24 protein-coding genes are annotated in these 14,471 nt (G+C 64.2%); 1 reads left to right on the forward strand and 23 read right to left on the reverse strand.

The window, feature by feature from the left end; translation table 11 throughout:
- The first annotated feature begins 450 nt into the window (after positions 1-450).
- On the forward strand, positions 451-1,833 hold the full coding sequence (locus tag AArcCO_RS12755; protein ID WP_259533887.1) for an ATP-binding protein: 1,383 nt from the start codon (positions 451-453) through the stop codon (positions 1,831-1,833).
- A gap of 58 nt (positions 1,834-1,891) precedes the next feature.
- Here AArcCO_RS12755 and secY read toward each other — a convergent pair whose 3' ends face one another.
- The 23 genes from secY to rpl4p are packed head-to-tail and all read right to left on the reverse strand — an operon-like array spanning position 1,892 to position 14,465.
- Positions 1,892-3,361, reverse strand: coding sequence for a preprotein translocase subunit SecY (gene secY / locus AArcCO_RS12760; RefSeq protein ID WP_259533888.1), 1,470 nt, complete (start codon positions 3,359-3,361; stop codon positions 1,892-1,894).
- A 3-nt stretch (positions 3,362-3,364) separates the two neighbouring features.
- Positions 3,365-3,862 (reverse strand): uL15m family ribosomal protein, encoded by a 498-nt coding sequence (locus AArcCO_RS12765; RefSeq protein WP_259533889.1) that lies wholly within the window; start codon positions 3,860-3,862, stop codon positions 3,365-3,367.
- A complete protein-coding gene (locus AArcCO_RS12770) occupies positions 3,859-4,323 on the reverse strand; it encodes a 50S ribosomal protein L30 (RefSeq protein ID WP_259533890.1) in 465 nt (154 codons plus the stop codon). The genes AArcCO_RS12765 and AArcCO_RS12770 overlap by 4 nt, the downstream gene beginning before the upstream one ends.
- Positions 4,323-4,970, reverse strand: coding sequence for a 30S ribosomal protein S5 (locus AArcCO_RS12775; protein ID WP_259533891.1), 648 nt, complete (start codon positions 4,968-4,970; stop codon positions 4,323-4,325). The genes AArcCO_RS12770 and AArcCO_RS12775 overlap by 1 nt, the downstream gene beginning before the upstream one ends.
- Positions 4,963-5,520 carry a 50S ribosomal protein L18 gene (locus AArcCO_RS12780; protein ID WP_259533892.1) on the reverse strand — a complete coding sequence of 186 codons (558 nt, stop codon included), beginning with the start codon at positions 5,518-5,520 and terminating at the stop codon, positions 4,963-4,965. Before AArcCO_RS12780 ends, AArcCO_RS12775 begins: the two co-directional genes overlap by 8 nt.
- Positions 5,520-5,978 carry a 50S ribosomal protein L19e gene (locus tag AArcCO_RS12785; protein ID WP_259533893.1) on the reverse strand — a complete coding sequence of 153 codons (459 nt, stop codon included), beginning with the start codon at positions 5,976-5,978 and terminating at the stop codon, positions 5,520-5,522. Before AArcCO_RS12785 ends, AArcCO_RS12780 begins: the two co-directional genes overlap by 1 nt.
- On the reverse strand, positions 5,975-6,679 hold the full coding sequence (locus tag AArcCO_RS12790) for a 50S ribosomal protein L32e (protein WP_259533894.1): 705 nt from the start codon (positions 6,677-6,679) through the stop codon (positions 5,975-5,977). The genes AArcCO_RS12785 and AArcCO_RS12790 overlap by 4 nt, the downstream gene beginning before the upstream one ends.
- The gene (locus AArcCO_RS12795; RefSeq protein ID WP_259533895.1) at positions 6,680-7,219 is read right to left on the reverse strand and encodes a 50S ribosomal protein L6; all 540 of its coding nucleotides are present in this window, start codon (positions 7,217-7,219) and stop codon (positions 6,680-6,682) included.
- Between the two features lies 1 nt (position 7,220).
- On the reverse strand, positions 7,221-7,613 hold the full coding sequence (locus AArcCO_RS12800; RefSeq protein WP_259533896.1) for a 30S ribosomal protein S8: 393 nt from the start codon (positions 7,611-7,613) through the stop codon (positions 7,221-7,223).
- Positions 7,614-7,615: 2 nt separating this feature from the next.
- Positions 7,616-7,810, reverse strand: coding sequence for a 30S ribosomal protein S14 (locus AArcCO_RS12805; RefSeq protein WP_259533897.1), 195 nt, complete (start codon positions 7,808-7,810; stop codon positions 7,616-7,618).
- A complete protein-coding gene (locus tag AArcCO_RS12810) occupies positions 7,807-8,337 on the reverse strand; it encodes a 50S ribosomal protein L5 (RefSeq protein ID WP_259533898.1) in 531 nt (176 codons plus the stop codon). Before AArcCO_RS12810 ends, AArcCO_RS12805 begins: the two co-directional genes overlap by 4 nt.
- Positions 8,334-9,104 carry a 30S ribosomal protein S4e gene (locus AArcCO_RS12815; RefSeq protein ID WP_259533899.1) on the reverse strand — a complete coding sequence of 257 codons (771 nt, stop codon included), beginning with the start codon at positions 9,102-9,104 and terminating at the stop codon, positions 8,334-8,336. Before AArcCO_RS12815 ends, AArcCO_RS12810 begins: the two co-directional genes overlap by 4 nt.
- Positions 9,101-9,457 (reverse strand): 50S ribosomal protein L24, encoded by a 357-nt coding sequence (gene rplX / locus AArcCO_RS12820; RefSeq protein WP_259533900.1) that lies wholly within the window; start codon positions 9,455-9,457, stop codon positions 9,101-9,103. Before rplX ends, AArcCO_RS12815 begins: the two co-directional genes overlap by 4 nt.
- Positions 9,458-9,460: 3 nt before the next feature.
- Positions 9,461-9,859 (reverse strand): 50S ribosomal protein L14, encoded by a 399-nt coding sequence (locus AArcCO_RS12825; RefSeq protein WP_259533901.1) that lies wholly within the window; start codon positions 9,857-9,859, stop codon positions 9,461-9,463.
- Positions 9,859-10,203: a 30S ribosomal protein S17 gene (locus AArcCO_RS12830; protein WP_259533902.1), complete on the reverse strand. Its 345-nt coding sequence runs from the start codon at positions 10,201-10,203 to the stop codon at positions 9,859-9,861. The genes AArcCO_RS12825 and AArcCO_RS12830 overlap by 1 nt, the downstream gene beginning before the upstream one ends.
- On the reverse strand, positions 10,194-10,640 hold the full coding sequence (locus AArcCO_RS12835; RefSeq protein WP_259533903.1) for a ribonuclease P protein component 1: 447 nt from the start codon (positions 10,638-10,640) through the stop codon (positions 10,194-10,196). The genes AArcCO_RS12830 and AArcCO_RS12835 overlap by 10 nt, the downstream gene beginning before the upstream one ends.
- A 2-nt stretch (positions 10,641-10,642) precedes the next feature.
- Positions 10,643-10,858, reverse strand: a complete 216-nt coding sequence (rpmC, locus tag AArcCO_RS12840) for a 50S ribosomal protein L29 (RefSeq protein WP_259533904.1) — start codon at positions 10,856-10,858, stop codon at positions 10,643-10,645.
- A 3-nt stretch (positions 10,859-10,861) separates the two neighbouring features.
- Complete coding sequence (locus AArcCO_RS12845; protein WP_259533905.1) at positions 10,862-11,845, reverse strand: 30S ribosomal protein S3; 984 nt, start codon at positions 11,843-11,845, stop codon at positions 10,862-10,864.
- Between the two features lies 1 nt (position 11,846).
- Complete coding sequence (locus AArcCO_RS12850) at positions 11,847-12,320, reverse strand: 50S ribosomal protein L22 (RefSeq protein WP_259533906.1); 474 nt, start codon at positions 12,318-12,320, stop codon at positions 11,847-11,849.
- A 3-nt stretch (positions 12,321-12,323) separates the two neighbouring features.
- Positions 12,324-12,746, reverse strand: coding sequence for a 30S ribosomal protein S19 (locus tag AArcCO_RS12855; RefSeq protein WP_259533907.1), 423 nt, complete (start codon positions 12,744-12,746; stop codon positions 12,324-12,326).
- Positions 12,743-13,465: a 50S ribosomal protein L2 gene (locus AArcCO_RS12860; RefSeq protein WP_259533908.1), complete on the reverse strand. Its 723-nt coding sequence runs from the start codon at positions 13,463-13,465 to the stop codon at positions 12,743-12,745. The genes AArcCO_RS12855 and AArcCO_RS12860 overlap by 4 nt, the downstream gene beginning before the upstream one ends.
- Positions 13,466-13,467: 2 nt before the next feature.
- On the reverse strand, positions 13,468-13,722 hold the full coding sequence (locus tag AArcCO_RS12865) for a 50S ribosomal protein L23 (RefSeq protein WP_259533909.1): 255 nt from the start codon (positions 13,720-13,722) through the stop codon (positions 13,468-13,470).
- Positions 13,719-14,465: a 50S ribosomal protein L4 gene (gene rpl4p, locus AArcCO_RS12870; protein WP_259533910.1), complete on the reverse strand. Its 747-nt coding sequence runs from the start codon at positions 14,463-14,465 to the stop codon at positions 13,719-13,721. Before rpl4p ends, AArcCO_RS12865 begins: the two co-directional genes overlap by 4 nt.
- Positions 14,466-14,471 lie beyond the last annotated feature (6 nt).

Genomic DNA, 14,471 nt, shown 5'->3' on the forward strand with positions numbered 1-14,471 from the left:
GACACACTATTTTAGTTTTTTGTATCAAAGAATAATATTAGACTTATCTAAATCACAGTGCGACAGGCTGGTTCCGTGCCCTCGCAGCGGTAATAGGTCTGTAGAGTACCCGAGTGCCACGGAAACCGCGTCAATTTTTGGAGTCGGCTTGTTAGGTGATGCCGGATGGGGAACAGCGTCCACACACGAAGTCCCGTTCGGCGAGCCCCACGAGTGCTCCCGTCACTGCTCGCCACGCCGATGGCCGTCCTCCTTTCAGCGTCGCTCGTGTTCGGACCCACGACAGTTACCGACGACCTCCCCGTGGATCCAATCAGTCCGGATGTGGGTTGTCGTCTAACCTCCGCAGATCAAGAGATACAATAGAAAGTTCGGTAGACAATTTTGAATTAGCCTATTCCAAGATAGTCTATTCGGAAGTATTATTCCATGTCACGGTGGAGTGGGCGTATGGACCACTTCGTGAATCGAGAAGATGAACTCGCTCGGCTACACGGATGCTACGAGTCCGATGACGCAGAGATGGTCGTCGTTTTCGGTCGCCGACGCCTCGGGAAGACACAGCTCGTCCAGCACTCGCTCTCCGACTGTGACGACGTAGTCGTCTATCAGGCCACGGAGACCACCTCCCAAATACAGCTTGACGAGTTCGTCGATGTCGCCTCCGAAAACTTCCCCAGCATCACGCAGATCAAACAGAACTGGGAAGCGCTACTCGGATATCTGGGGGATCAGGACGGAATCGTAGTCCTTGACGAATTCCCCTACCTCATCGACGCCGACGAGAGCCTTCCGTCCGTCATTCAGCGACTATGGGACCAGCGGCTCCAGAACACCTCGGGAACGCTGGTTCTGATCGGGTCATCGATCAGTATGATGGAAGAAGCGACGCTTCTCGGGAACAGTCCCTTATACGGACGATTCACGGAACGACTTGACCTCCGACCCCTCAACTTCGCTGCTGCACAGGAGTTCGTCCCGGACGAGTATTCGCCCGAAGAGCGGATCTTCACCTGGGGAATCTTCGGTGGCGTTCCGTACTATCTCGATGGCGTCGATCTCGGACGGGACCTCGGAACGGTTCTGGCCGAGGAAGTCCTCTCCCAGAAGGGATATCTACACAACGAACCGGAGTACGTGCTCCGCACCGAACTCACAGATCCGAACCGGTATTTTGCGATCCTCACTGCCATCGCTGCTGGAAAGACGACGTCGAACGAGATCGCTCAAGCGATAGGAATCGATGGGAAGCAGATATCGACGTACACACAGAAGTTGGAGCGTCTGCGGCTCATCGAGCGGGAGGTCCCGATCACCGAAGAGAAAGCAAAGTCGCGCCGCGGGCGCTATCGAATCCTCGATCCGCTGTTCCGGTTCTGGTTCCGTTTCGTCTACGGCAAGGAAGATCGATACGAACGACTCGGAGCAAATGCCTACGACGCAGTCATTGAGCCGGAACTTCCAGATTTCGTGAGTCACGAATTCGAGGGGCTCTGCCAAGACGCACTCCCAGGGCTCTACCCCGCAGAGACGTTCCTCGATATCGGTCGCTGGTGGTATAAGGAACACGAGGTTGACGTCGTCGGATTCACCACGGACGGAACGATGGTTGCGGGCGAATGCAAGTTCACGAACGCACCGCTTGACTACGGAGCTCTCGCCTCGCTCGAAGACCATGCCGCCGAGATTCGATGGACGCCGGACACCGATGAGAGAAACACCAAGTACGCCTTATTCACCCGAAATGGTGCGACACAGTCCGTTCAGGAAGCCGTGTCCGAGCGCGATGACCTACAACTGTTCGAGCTTGGAGATATTACGGAACACGCGTGAATTCGATAAAATTAGCGTAAGAACCCCTAGAACGCTCGTTTACGTTCTAGAGTTGTTCTCACCCGTTGCCGAACATCTGGCGCATCATCGGATGCATCTCCATCAACTGCTCTTCGGCGATCTCCTCGTACAGTTTGTACGTGATCGAAACCGCCAGTAGCAGCCCGGTTCCGGAGACGCCGCCGATGGTGCCAAGCATGTTCGCCATCACCGCCAGGAAGCCGACCAGCGCGCCGCCGATGACCGTCACCTGCGGGATGTATCGCTCCATCACCTTCTCTACGACCTGCGGGTTCCGGCGGAAGCCGGGGATCTGCATCCCGGAGTTTTGGATCTGGCGGGCCGTCGCCTCCGGCCCCATGCCGGTGGTTTCCACCCAGAAGATCGCGAAGATCGCACCGCCGATCACCATGAAGGTGAGGTCGATCGCGACCCTGGTTGCGATCATCCACGGCTCCGCGGCGGTTTCGCCGAGGAACCACATCCACTCCTCGCGGGTCTGGATCGGGTTCGTGTAGTAGAAGAACCCGGAGATCGGCTGCCCCTGATCCCCGTAGACGCCCAGCCACTCGGGCATCCCCGGCCACTGGGAGTTGAGAATCTGCCCGAAGAACTGGATGTTCGCCTGCAGCGCCCGAACGAGGATCATCGGCAGGACTGACGCGTAGATGAGTTTCACCGGGAACCGCCCGCGGGCGCCTTTCACCCGGGCGTGCGACAGTGGGATTTCGACCCGGACCGACTCCGCGTAGACGACGATTCCGAAGATGAAAAGCGTCGTGAAGATCGCGAGGATTTCGCCCGGCTCGAACAGCAGGGCGAACAGCCCCTCCGTGGTGAACGGGGAGCCGAGCGCCGTCTCTCCGAAGATAATGCCGTACCAGCTTGCAAAGAAGCCGGTGGCGCCCAGTCCCGACCAGCTGAAGAAGCCGCCGACGAGCTGCTGGCTCACGCTGGCGATGATGAACAGGCCGACGCCGGAGCCGACGCCCCACTTGCTCACGACCTCGTCCATGAACAGAATGAGGACGCCGCCGACGAACACCTGCAGGAACACCAGCGTGTCGATGACGCCGATGCTGACGCCGAGCGCCTGCGCGACGGCGGGATCCGACGGAAGGAAGTCGCCGGTAAACACCATCGGCGCTGCAGTCATCGCCGTGACGACGATGACCAGCAGCTTCTGGAGCCCCTGGTACAGCACCTGATCGCGAGGGTCGTTCGTGTCGAGCCCGAGCAGGTTGGCGCCGCCAAGCAACTGCAACACGATGGACGCGGTGACGATCGGACCGATCCCCACCTGCATCAGCGATCCGTGCTCGCCCGCCAGGATCGAACGGAACTGTCCGAAGAAGTCCGTCCCCTGGCCAGCTGCGAGCCCGAACGGGTTGATGTTGGTGAGGAAGAAGTACACGATGAGGATCACGGCGGTCCACATCAGCTTCCGCTTGAACGGGACGTGCCCCTCGGGCCGGTCGATCGAGGGCATCCGCGTCAGGACTGGTTCGGCGGCCTCCTTCCAGCTCATACGTTACGATTCGTCCGAGTCTTCGTCGGATAGGTCTTCTGATTCTGCGTCCGCAGCTTCGGCACGCTCCGAGAGGATCGCCTCACCGCCGGCTCCCTCGAGGAGCTCGACGGCGCCGGCAGTGAAGGCGTCGGCGGTGACGCGCAGTTCGTTGCGCACCTGACCGCCGCCCAGCACCTTCACGACGTCGGCGTCGTAGCCGTCCTCGGCCACGTCGCGGGCGTCGATCACATACGCGTCGCCGTCGCGTTCCGCCACCCCGTCGGCGGCGTACAGCGACGCGTCCTCGTCGAGTTTCCGAACGCGCACCTCGACGATCTCCTCCTGGACGTCGTCGGGGCGGGTGAAGCCGTGCTTGCCCAGCGGCCCGTAGTTGTGGAACTCGTGTTTGTCCCGGCCGGCCGCGCCGCGGCCGCCGCGGTTGCCGGCGCCGCGCCGATTCTTCTGTGAACCGCCGCCGTGCGTGCGAGAGCCTCGCTGGCGTTTCTTCTTGTTCGTCATCGCATCGCCTCCAGGAGGGCGTCGATCTCTTCAGTCGAGTGTCGACCCAGCTGTCCACCCTCGGCGGTCGGACGCTTCAACCCCTTGTGACCGCCCCGCGGCGGATGCAGACGGAGCGCAGGGGTGAGCCCTTGCTCGCGAAGGGTCGTCTCCTCGTCGACGAGGGCGGTCGCAAGTGCGTCCACGTCGTCGTAGTCGGTGTGTTCTGCGACCCACTCGTCGTCGATATTCGCGGTGCCCTCCTCGGGCTCGCCGCGACGTGCGAGCAGCATCGCGACAGTCTCCGCGGTCGGCTCGCCGAACGCGACGTAATCGTTCACCTTCGTGATCATCCCGCGGTAGGAGTCGGTCTCGGGGACGAGCGTGGCGTGATTGACCCCGTGGAGGTTCAGCATCTCCAGGGTGTCCTGAATGTCGCCACTGATGTTCACCTCCCCGCGAAGCTGGACGATCGCCTGCATCACTCGCCCACCTCCACGTCCCGGTGGACTTCGCGAGCGTGCTGGGGCATCCGCGCCTGGGAGGCGTTCTCCAGGGCGTTGAACGTCGCCTTCGCGAGGTTCACCGTCGTCCGGGTGTTGCCGTTGGATTTCGTCCAGGCGTCCTGGACGCCAGCGAGCTCGAGGATGTTGCGCACCGTCTCGGCGCCCGCCAGTCCCAGCCCCTGCGGGGCGGGAATGATCTCGACGGTCACCGAGCCGGCCTTCCCCTCGGCCTTGCGGGTCAGGGAGTTGACGCCACCGGCCTGGTCCTCCCAGGAGCCGGAGCCGCGGTCCACCTCGATGACGTTCAGCTTCGCTACGTCGATCGCCTTCTGGATCGCCCCGCCGACCTGGTCGTCGCGGGCCTGCGCGAAGCCGAGGTAGCCGTCGCGGTTGCCCACCGCGACGACGACCCGGAACTTCACCCGGCGCCCGGAGTCGGTCATCCGCTGGACCATGTTGATGTCCAGCACCTCGTCTTCCAGCCCCGGGAGGAGCTGGTCGACGATCTCCGGCTCCTTCAGCGGGAGCCCCGTCTCGAGCGCCTGTTTCATCGACGTGACGTCGCCGTCCTGTACCTTGCGGCCGAGCCGCGTTCGCGGTTCCCAGCCTTCGTCGTTACTCATAGTCTTCCTGGATACGTGCGAGCACCTCATCGAAGTGCTCGGGTAGTTCAGTGGCGTCGAACGCCCCCGAATACAGCGGGTCGTCGAGCTGCTCGGCGTAGTCGGCGATGTGTTCGCCGCGGTTGCGCGACCAGTCGGCAAGCACGCTGTCGTTGTGGGGGATCTCGAGCCCCGCGTCGATTGCACCTTCCTGTACTGCAAACGCCTTGTTTCCGGGCGTCGCCGTGTTGAGCCCGATGTCGAGGACGGCCTCCTCGAGCCCCGCCGCCACCGCTCGGGCGCCGGCGAGATATCCCGTGAGATACGCGCTGGGATGATTGCCCGTCGGGGCTTCCCAGCCGTACGCGGAGAGTTCCTCGCTGGACGCCGCGGCGTGGGTCTCGTCGCCCTCGGGTCCGGGAGTGATCAGCTGCGCCCTGACGTGTCGGTTGCTCACCCGGGCGACCAGGCGAGGTTTGCCGGATTTCAGCAGGCGCAACCTCTGGTGGTAATCGGTCCGGACCTCGCGGCGACGCCGCATCGGTACCTTATACCGTGGTCCTGTTGCCATTAGTCTGTCACCTCTATGTCGTAGTTGTTTTCGATGAAGGCTTCGAGCCGAGCGATGTCCTCGAACTCGCCACCGCTTGCTTTGTCGTACAGTTCGCGGTACTGGCTCCGGTCGAGGGGGCCGTCGTCTCGAAGCTCCTTCAGCCGTCGTCGCTGTGCGCGGATCCGGCTGATCCAGTCTTCCTTGGAATCCTTCCGGGCGCCGGCTTTCCCCTTCCGGGAGCCGGCACCGCGGCGGTGGCCGTACGAGCGCTTCGCGTCCCGCTCTCGGGCCCGACCGCGCGAGTTCGTCTTCGCGTCTTTCGCGCGGATCGTTCCGTCTTCCACGAGATCGCGGATGTCCTCGCGAGTGATCGCGTCGGCAATCTCTCCCTGTGCCTCCGGGTCGAACCAGACGCGGCTCTCGCCGACGTCGAGGACGTCCGCTGCGAGTCGCTTCTGTGCGCCGAGATCAGTCATTGTTCCACCTCGACTTCGACGTACGTCGGGTTGAGGACGCGGATCTCGCGGTCCTCACACACTTCCTCGATTCGCTCGCGCTTGCGCGCACCGACCGAGGAGGCGATCCGTACCGCCTCCCTCTCGGAATCGACTCCCTCGAGGTCGTCGGTGTTGAACACGCGAACCTCCTCGAAGCCGGAGGGATGCAGGCCTCGGGCGGCCCTCGGCGAGCGGAAGCCCGCCTCGACGGTGTCGCCTTTGCCCTTGATCCCGCGGCGCTGCTTCGAGAGGTCCCCGCGCGGACGCCGCCACGATGTCGGCACCCGCTTTTTCTTGTGGTAGTCCTGGCGGTTGAACTGCGGTTTGCCCTCGCGGTGCTTCTGTGCGAGCGCGCGTGCAGTGTCGGCATCGAGCTCCGGCGTCTTGTCGGCGTGTCCCCGCGGGCGGAGTTCGGTTTCGACCGCCTCGTCGGGCTCTTCGTCCTCCTCCGGCTCCTCGACCTCTTCGACCTCTGCCTCGGTCTCTTCTTCGACTTCGAGACCGCCGACGTCGGCCTTGATTCGGGCGGCGAGCGCGTTTCCGATGCCGTCGATCTCCGACAGCTCGCCCTGCGAGGCGGCCTTGACGTCTTCGATCGTTTCGTAGCCGGCCTCTCGAAGCGCCTCCGCTTTCGAGGGACCGACGCCGCTTATGTCTTCGAGCTCTTCGTAATCGCTCATCTATGCACCACCCGCCTTCACCGGCTTCTCGGTGATGTACACGCCGTCCTGGAAGACGCGCGTGTCCTTGCCTTTCACTTTCGTGAGCTGTTCGATGTCCGCGGCGGTCTGTCCGACCGCTTCCTTGTCGGGACCCGAGAGGACGATTTCCTCGCCGTCGATCTGGACCTCCGTGTCGCCACGGATCGGCGTCCGGCGCGGTGCCTTCTCGCCGAGGAAGTTCTCGATGACAACCTCCTCGCCCTCCACGGAGACCTGCATCGGGAAGTGGGCGTAGAAGACTTCCATCCTGTACTCCCACCCATCGGTCACGCCGTGGATCATGTTCTCGACGTGGCTTTCGAACGTTCCGACCGTCGCGTTCGTCTTCGCGTCGGTTTCCTCCGATTCGATGACGACGGTGTCGCCTTCGACGGAGACGGTTACGTCCGGATACCACAGTCGACGGGTGACCGATCCGTTCGACCCCTCGATCGTGAGATCGAGATGATCGACAGACGCGGACACGTCGTCCGGGATCTCGATTTCTACTCGGTTCATATTAGTATACGTATGCGATCACCTGGCCACCGATGCCCCGTTCGCGGGCCTCGTAGTGGCTCATGACGCCGTGGCTCGTCGTGACGACGAGCGCCCCGTAATCGCGGGCGGGGAGGAACCGCTTTTCCCACTTTTCGAACTCGTCTGCGCCCGCAGAGTAGCGGGGTTTGACGGCGCCACATTCGTTTATCGCTCCTTTCAGTTCGACCTCGAACCGTCCGGCCTTGCCGTCGTCGACGAACTCGAATCCGTCGATGTACCCGCGGTCGTAGAGGACCTCGAGCACGGAGCCGATGACGTTCGAGGCGGGCTGTACCGTGTACTCCAGGTGGCCGACGCGCTCGGCGTTGTCGAGCCCCGAAAGCGCATTCGCCAGTGGATCGTTGCCTACCATTGTTAGCTGTACTTCTTGAATCCCATGTCTCGCGCGACCTCGCGGAAGCACTGGCGACAGAGGTTGATGTCGTACTTGCCGACCAACCCCTGCTTTCGACCGCAGCGCCGGCACTCGTGTCGCTGGCCGGTGCGTCGGGTCGCGTGCTCCCCCGCGGCATCGGCGGACTCCTCGGGTTCGGGTTCGCTTTCGCTCATTCGTTCACCTCCACGTCGAACTCCTGCTCGAGGAACGCGATCGCGTCCTCGGGCGTCAGCTGGTGGGAGCTCGGAATCGACCGCGTTTCCCAGTCGCGCTTTGCGATCCGGTAGCCCGGACGGACCAGCGTGACGGTCACGTCGAGTCCGTATATTCCGATCTGGGGATCGTACTCCTGGCTCGGGAACGCGGTGTGTTCCTCGACGCCGAAGCTCACGTTCCCGGTGTCGTCGAACTGCGACCGGGACAGCTCCGTGAACTCGAAGGCGGTATCGAGGAATTCGCGTGCCGCGTCCGCACGCAGCGTGACCTTCGTGCCGATCGGATCGCCCTCGCGGACGCCGAACTCGCCGATGGTCTGTTTGGCGGTGGTTCGGACGCTCTGTCTGCCGGTGATCTCCTCGATGATTTCCTCGGCGTGAGCGAGCGGTTCCCCGCCCTGGCCGACGCCCATGTGGACGACGACCTTCTCGATCTGCGGCTCGCGCATCTCGTGGAACTCCGCGTCCGCCTCGGCGTCGCTCATTCGTCGTCACCTCCGTCTTCGTCCGCCTCTGCATCCGGCTCGACGTCGTCCACTGCTGCGTTCTCGTCGGGCTCGTCGTCCGTGAAGTTCTCGTCGATCACGACGACGTACTCCTCGACGGTCTCGAAGGTATCCTCGCCGTTTGCGAGGCGAACTGTGTTCGAACCGGAGCCCATCGTCACTTCGATCTCCTCGACGGTTCCGATCTCGCCGGCGTGCTGCCCGTCGACGACGACCGCGAGCGCGCCCTCCTCGTACGGGAAGTGGGCCACGACGTCTTTGGTCTCGTTGTCGACGACGAGTGAATCCTTACTCGAGTACTCCGTGTCGGAGTCGACGCGGACGTTCGTGCCGTCGTGGAGCGTGAGCTGCACGTCGCCGCCGGGAACGGTGCCCTTGCGGACGACCTTCCCCAGACGGCTCTCCGCGGCGTCGGCGTCGATCGGAACGAGCGTCAGGCGGCCCCCTTCGTCGGGGAACACGCGGTAGTACTCCTCCCGCTCGTCGAACGCCAGGATGTCGAAGATCCCGACCGGTCGCCGGACGTCCGAGACCGTTCCGCCGTTGACGGAGACGGAGCCCTGTCGAAGGGCGTACCGTGCTTCTTTCTCGTTGTCGACGTAACCGAGCACGTCCCGCAGCAAAATCAGGAGTGGAACCCCCGATTCCCCGTGCGGTCCGGCGCCGGCCTTGACGGTAAACGTCGCGGTCTTCCGCTCGACCGGCCAGGAGTTCGGTACCGACAGTCGTTTCTGGTGGTTGCTCATTCGTTGTCCTCCCGGAGACGCGCCTCGCGGCGGCTGTCTTCCAGGTCCAGGGCGGTCACGCGGACGTTGCTCGTCGGGAGCGGACGGGGGACCTCCTCGCCGTCGACCTTTTCGACGGTGATGCCCTCGACGGTGATTCGGGCGTCCCTGAGGTCGACGTCGACTACTTCCCCTTCTTCTCCGGCGAAGTCGCCGCGCATGATCTCGACGGTGTCGCCCGCGTTGACGCGGACGTTCCGTTTGCCGTACTCCTCGCGGAGTTCCTCCGAGAGGGTTGCACGGACCTGTCGGTGCCGCTCGTGAAGCGGCGCGTTCTCCGTTTCGTTTCGTTGTTTGCGTGGCTGTCGCGTCATAGGTTATACGATCATCGTTGCGGTGCTCGCGATGCTCCCGAAGCGTTCGGCAACCTCGCGGGCGATCGGGCCTTTGATCTCGGTACCGCGTGGCTCTTCGAGATCGTCGATGATCACGGCCGCGTTGTCCTCGAACTTGACGCGGGTGCCGTCCGGGCGCCGGATCGGCTTGCGCTGGCGGACGACGACCGCCTCCAGCACCTGCCGGCGCATCTCCGGGGTCCCTTTGGTGACCGAGACGGTCACCTTGTCGCCGATGCCGGCCTTGGGATGCCGGTTGATACGGCCGGAGTACCCCTTGACGCTGAGCACCTTCAGCTCGCGCGCCCCGGTGTTGTCGGCACACGTGATCAGCGAGCCCTTCTCGAGGCCCTGCGTGACGTCGGCTTTCAGCGCCTCCATCACTCGTCACCTCCGAGAACCTGCACGACGACGTGCGATTTGGTCTTCGAGAGTGGTCGCGTCTCCGCGATCTTTACTTCGTCACCGACTTCGAGCGGTTCGAGCACGCCCGGCACGTGGGCCGGGATGCGCGAACGACGTTTCATGTACCGATCGTATTTCGGTACGAACACGTCGTATTCCCGCTCGACGATGACGGTCTTTTCCATGTCCGTCGAGACGACCGTCCCCTCCCGGGTCTGGCCGCGGACTGAGAGGTGCCCGAAGAACGGACACTTCTCGTAGTCGTATTCCTCCGGATTCTCTGGTTCCGGAGGGGTTGGTACGTCGAGTCCTATCGCCATGTCGAAACACCTGCGTTTTCGGTGCGTTCGGCGGGTCGTGAGAGCAGTCGTTCCCCATCCACCGTAACGTAGACCACGTCCTCGCACTCGCTCCGGGCGGAGCTCGCCGGATCCCTCGTGGATCCGGACGAACCGGACTGACGGGGGAACAACCCCGCAGTATCCGATCCGCGTTCGGACGCGGACCCCGGGGCCTTGCGGTCCCCGGCGGCTTCATCTGTGGGCTCACGGGTCGGGTCCGCCACGAGGGCGAACTCGAACGTCGTCCCCCGCTTGGGGACGACTTTCTCCCCCGAGTCGGTCGCGACGACGAGCGTCCGCATCGTCTCGCGGACGACCCGTCCCTGGATCCCGACGACGTCGGGACTGGTCGCGTCGGCCACCCGCACCGGGAGGCCGGAAAGCTCGTGTTTCGCGATCGTCTCGGGGGTAAGCATCGTTACTGGTCCTCCTCGTGGTCGCCTTCCTCTTGCTGGATCGTCTTGATCCGCGCAATCGTCCGGCGGAGTTCGCGGAGTCGGCCCGGGTTTTCCAGCTGTGCGCCTGTCGCTTGCTGGGCCCGCATGTTGAGCAGCTCGGTCTCGAGCTCTTCGAGCTCGACCTCGCGCTCGGCTGGCGTCATGTCCCGGATCTCTTCGGGGTAGAGGATCGCCATTGGTTACTCCTCCGTTCCCTCGTCTGCATCGTCGGTCGACGGCGCTTCCTCGTTGGAGTCGTCTGCATCCTCCATCTCGGCGACGAGGTCGGCCGCCTCCTGTTCGATCTCCTCGTCGAGGTCCTCGAGGTCTTCCTCGACGTCCTCGGCGGTCGGCCTCTCGGCGTCGGCGTCCCCGGCGTCGGTGCCGGCGTCCGTCTCCTCGACGACCTCCTCGACGATCTCCTCGTCGATGACCTCTTCTGGCTCCTCGTCGGGGATCTCGACGTCTTCGTCGGCGCCGACCGGTTCGGTCTCCGCGTCGGCCACGTCGGGAACCTCTTCGGGTTCCTCCTCGAGCAGGGCATCGACGCCCTCCTCTTCGATGGTCTGTTCGACCTCGGGGGCCTCGGCGTCCTCTTCGAGACGGAAGTCGTCGGGCAACTGTGCGCCCGGCGGGATGATCTTCACGGTGACGCCGATCGTCCCGAGCTTCATCACGGCGACCGACTGACCCTCGTCGACGACTTCCTGGGCGGGTTCACCGTTGTGCTTGATGTAGCCACGGTTGAACTTCTCCACGCGCGATCGTGCGCCCGTGACCTTGCCCGAGAGCACGATCTCCGCGCCCAGCGCGCCGGCGTCCATGATCCGGTCGATCGTCGTGTGACCGGCCTTCCGGAAGTACCAGCCGCGTTCGAGGGCGTTCGCCAGGCGGTCGGCGACGATCCGGGCGTTGAGGTCCGGCTCGTCGACCTCCTGGACGTCGATCTGCGGGTCGTCCATGTCGAACCGCTCTTCGAGCTCGGTCGTGATCTTCCGGATGTTCTTCCCGCCCTTGCCGATGACCATGCCGGGTTTTTCGGCCTTGAGCACGATCTGGGTGCCCATCGGCGTCTTGGCGACGTCCATGCCGCCGTAGCCAGCACGGCCCAGCTCCGAGGCGAAGAACTCGTCGATCTGGGAGCGCTGCAGTCCGTTCTCGATGAACTGGTGTTCGTCTGCCATGTCAGGCCTCCTCCTCCGTGTCGGGTTCCTCGAGGATCAGTTCGACGTCACAGAGCGTGGTGTTCCACGGCGACGCGCGCCCCATCGCCCGGGGCTTTCGGCCGGGGCGCTCCCCGACCTTGTGCGGCGCGACGTGCATGATCTCCATCTCCTCGCCGTCGAACCCCTGCTCGGTGGCGTTGTTCTTCGCGTTCTCGAGCAGTTTGAGGAAGTCCTTCGAGGCCTTCTCCGGATAGCGGCCGGCGTCCCATCCGTCGATGTTCGACCGGTGTCCGACACCGGAATTGTGCTGACGGAACGGAACGGGCTGTTCCTCGTCGATCACCGCATGGAGGTACTCCTCCGCCTCGGCGACCGTCTTGCCCTTGATCTCGCGGGCGATGGCCTTGCTGTGCTTCAGGCTGATGGGCCGGTCCCTGAGCATCGCTTTCGCGGTCGTGTCGGGGTCGGCCTCGACGCTGTAGTTGATTCCCATGGGTTATTTGAGTGGCACGAACTTCGAGGATCGGGTCGCACCGATTCCGGCCTGTCCGTGCTCGACGGACGTCCGGGTGAGCTGGAACTCGCCGAGATAGTGGCCGATCATCTCCGGCTCGACCTCGACGCGCTCGAACGACTGCCCGTTGTAGACGGCGAACGTCTTGCCGACGAACTCCGGCAGTACGGGCATGTCGCGCAGATGAGTTCGGATCGGCTCGCTCGCCGTCTCCTCTGCGTCGCGTCGACGCGCTTTCTCGAGCAGCTTCCGGTGCTCGGTCCCCAGTCCTCGGGTGATAGTTCGCCGCTGGCGTGCGGGAAGCAGTTCCGCGACCTCCTCGACGCTCATCTCCTGCAACTCGTCGAGCGTGTGACCGCGGTAGGTGAACTCACCTTCGCGGCCGGTTCGGTAATCGGAGCTCATTTGTTCTTCCCTCGTCCGGTTCGCTTCGATGCGATGTCGCCGACCTTCCGTCCCGGCGGGGCGTCCCGCGAGACCGACTTCGGTCGGCCGGGGTGCTGTCGGCCGCCGCCACCGAACGGGTGGTCGACGGCGTTCATCGCGACCCCGCGAACGCGCGGGTACTTCGTCCCGCGCGATTTGAGCTTGTGGTGCTTCTTTCCGGCCTTTACGAACGGCTTTTCGGTCCGGCCGCCCCCGGCGACCACGCCGATCGTGGCGCGGCAGTCGGGGCTGAGCCGCTTGACCTCGCCGCTTGGCAACTGGACGACAGCGACGTCGCGGTCGTGGGTCAGAAGCTGCGCCGAGACGCCCGACGCCCGAGCGAACTTGCCGCCGTCGCCGGGGTGGCTCTCGACGTTGCAGACGGGGACCCCTTCCGGGATCTCCGACAGTGGGAGCGTGTTGCCGGGTTTTATCTCGGCGCTCACGCCTACCTGTAACGTCTCGCCCACGCGAACGCCCTCGGGTGCGAGCACGAGGCGGCGGTCGCCGTCCTCGAACTCCACGTCCGCGAGGGGTGCGCTCCGGGCGGGATCGTGTTCGATGCCCACGATCTCCCCGGAGACGGTCTCGTCGTCCTCGTCGGTCTTGTGTGAAAGCTCCGCCTTGTAACGGTGCGACGGCGCCCGGAACGTGGGACCGCCACGACCGCGTCGTTGTCCCTGGATTCTGCGTCCCATGATCAGAACACCCCGATCCGGGAGGCGATCTCGGTCGCGTCGTCGTCCTCCGACAGCGTGACCGTCGCCTTCTTCCGGCCTTGCGGTGTTATCTGCGTGTTCACGTCGACGATGCGAACCTCGAACTGTGCCTCGATGGCGTCGCGGATCTCCGGCTTCGCAGCGTCGATGTCGACGACGAACTGGAGCTTGTTCTCGAAGTCCATCTCGTTCATCGCCTTCTCGGTGACCAGCGGGTGTTTGATTACCTGCGTCATCGCTGAGCCACCTCTTCGAGTGCGCTTTCGGTGTAGATCGTCAGGCGTCCGGGATGAGTACCGGGCGCGAGATCCTCCGCGCTCACTTCCCGGGCGGTCGCGACGTCGGCACCCGCGAGGTTCCGGGCTGCACGCGACGGCTCCTCGCTGGTGACGAACAGGATCGACGACGGGCGCGTCGTCTTGCGGCCGCGGGTCTTGCCCCGACCGGCACGGACGCGCTTGCCGTCGTCGGCGCGAGCGATGTCGGCGTGGACGCCGAGCGCCTCCAGCACGTCGACGACCTCCTGCGTCTTCACGAGTTCCTCGAACTCGTCCGTGACGACCAGCGGGAGTTCGACGTCGTCGCCGAACTCGTGGCCGCGCTCGCGAACGAGTTCGGGATCCGCCGTTGCGGCGAGCGCCGAGCGGTTGGCAAGCTTGCGCTCCTTCGCGTTGATTCCTTTGCCCTGATCCTTCTCGGCCTTCGGCGGGTGCGCCCTGCGACCGCCGACCGTGTTCGGAACGCGCCGTCCGCGCCCGTTCGATCGGGGGACGTGCGCCATCCCGCGGCCGGAGCCGGGCGACTCCGCCGGGGTTCGCATCCCGGCGAGGTCGTCGGCGCCGTAGGCCTGTTTCCGGTTCGCCTGCGCGGCGACGACGGCCCGCCGGATGAGGTCCGGCCGGTGCGGCGTCTCGAAGACGTCGGGCAGTTCGATCGTGCCCGCGTCGTCGCCGTCCAGGTCTCGTACTGTTGCTTCCATGTTATG

This window comes from Halalkaliarchaeum sp. AArc-CO (assembly GCF_024972735.1).
Classification (GTDB): Archaea; Halobacteriota; Halobacteria; order Halobacteriales; family Haloferacaceae; genus Halalkaliarchaeum.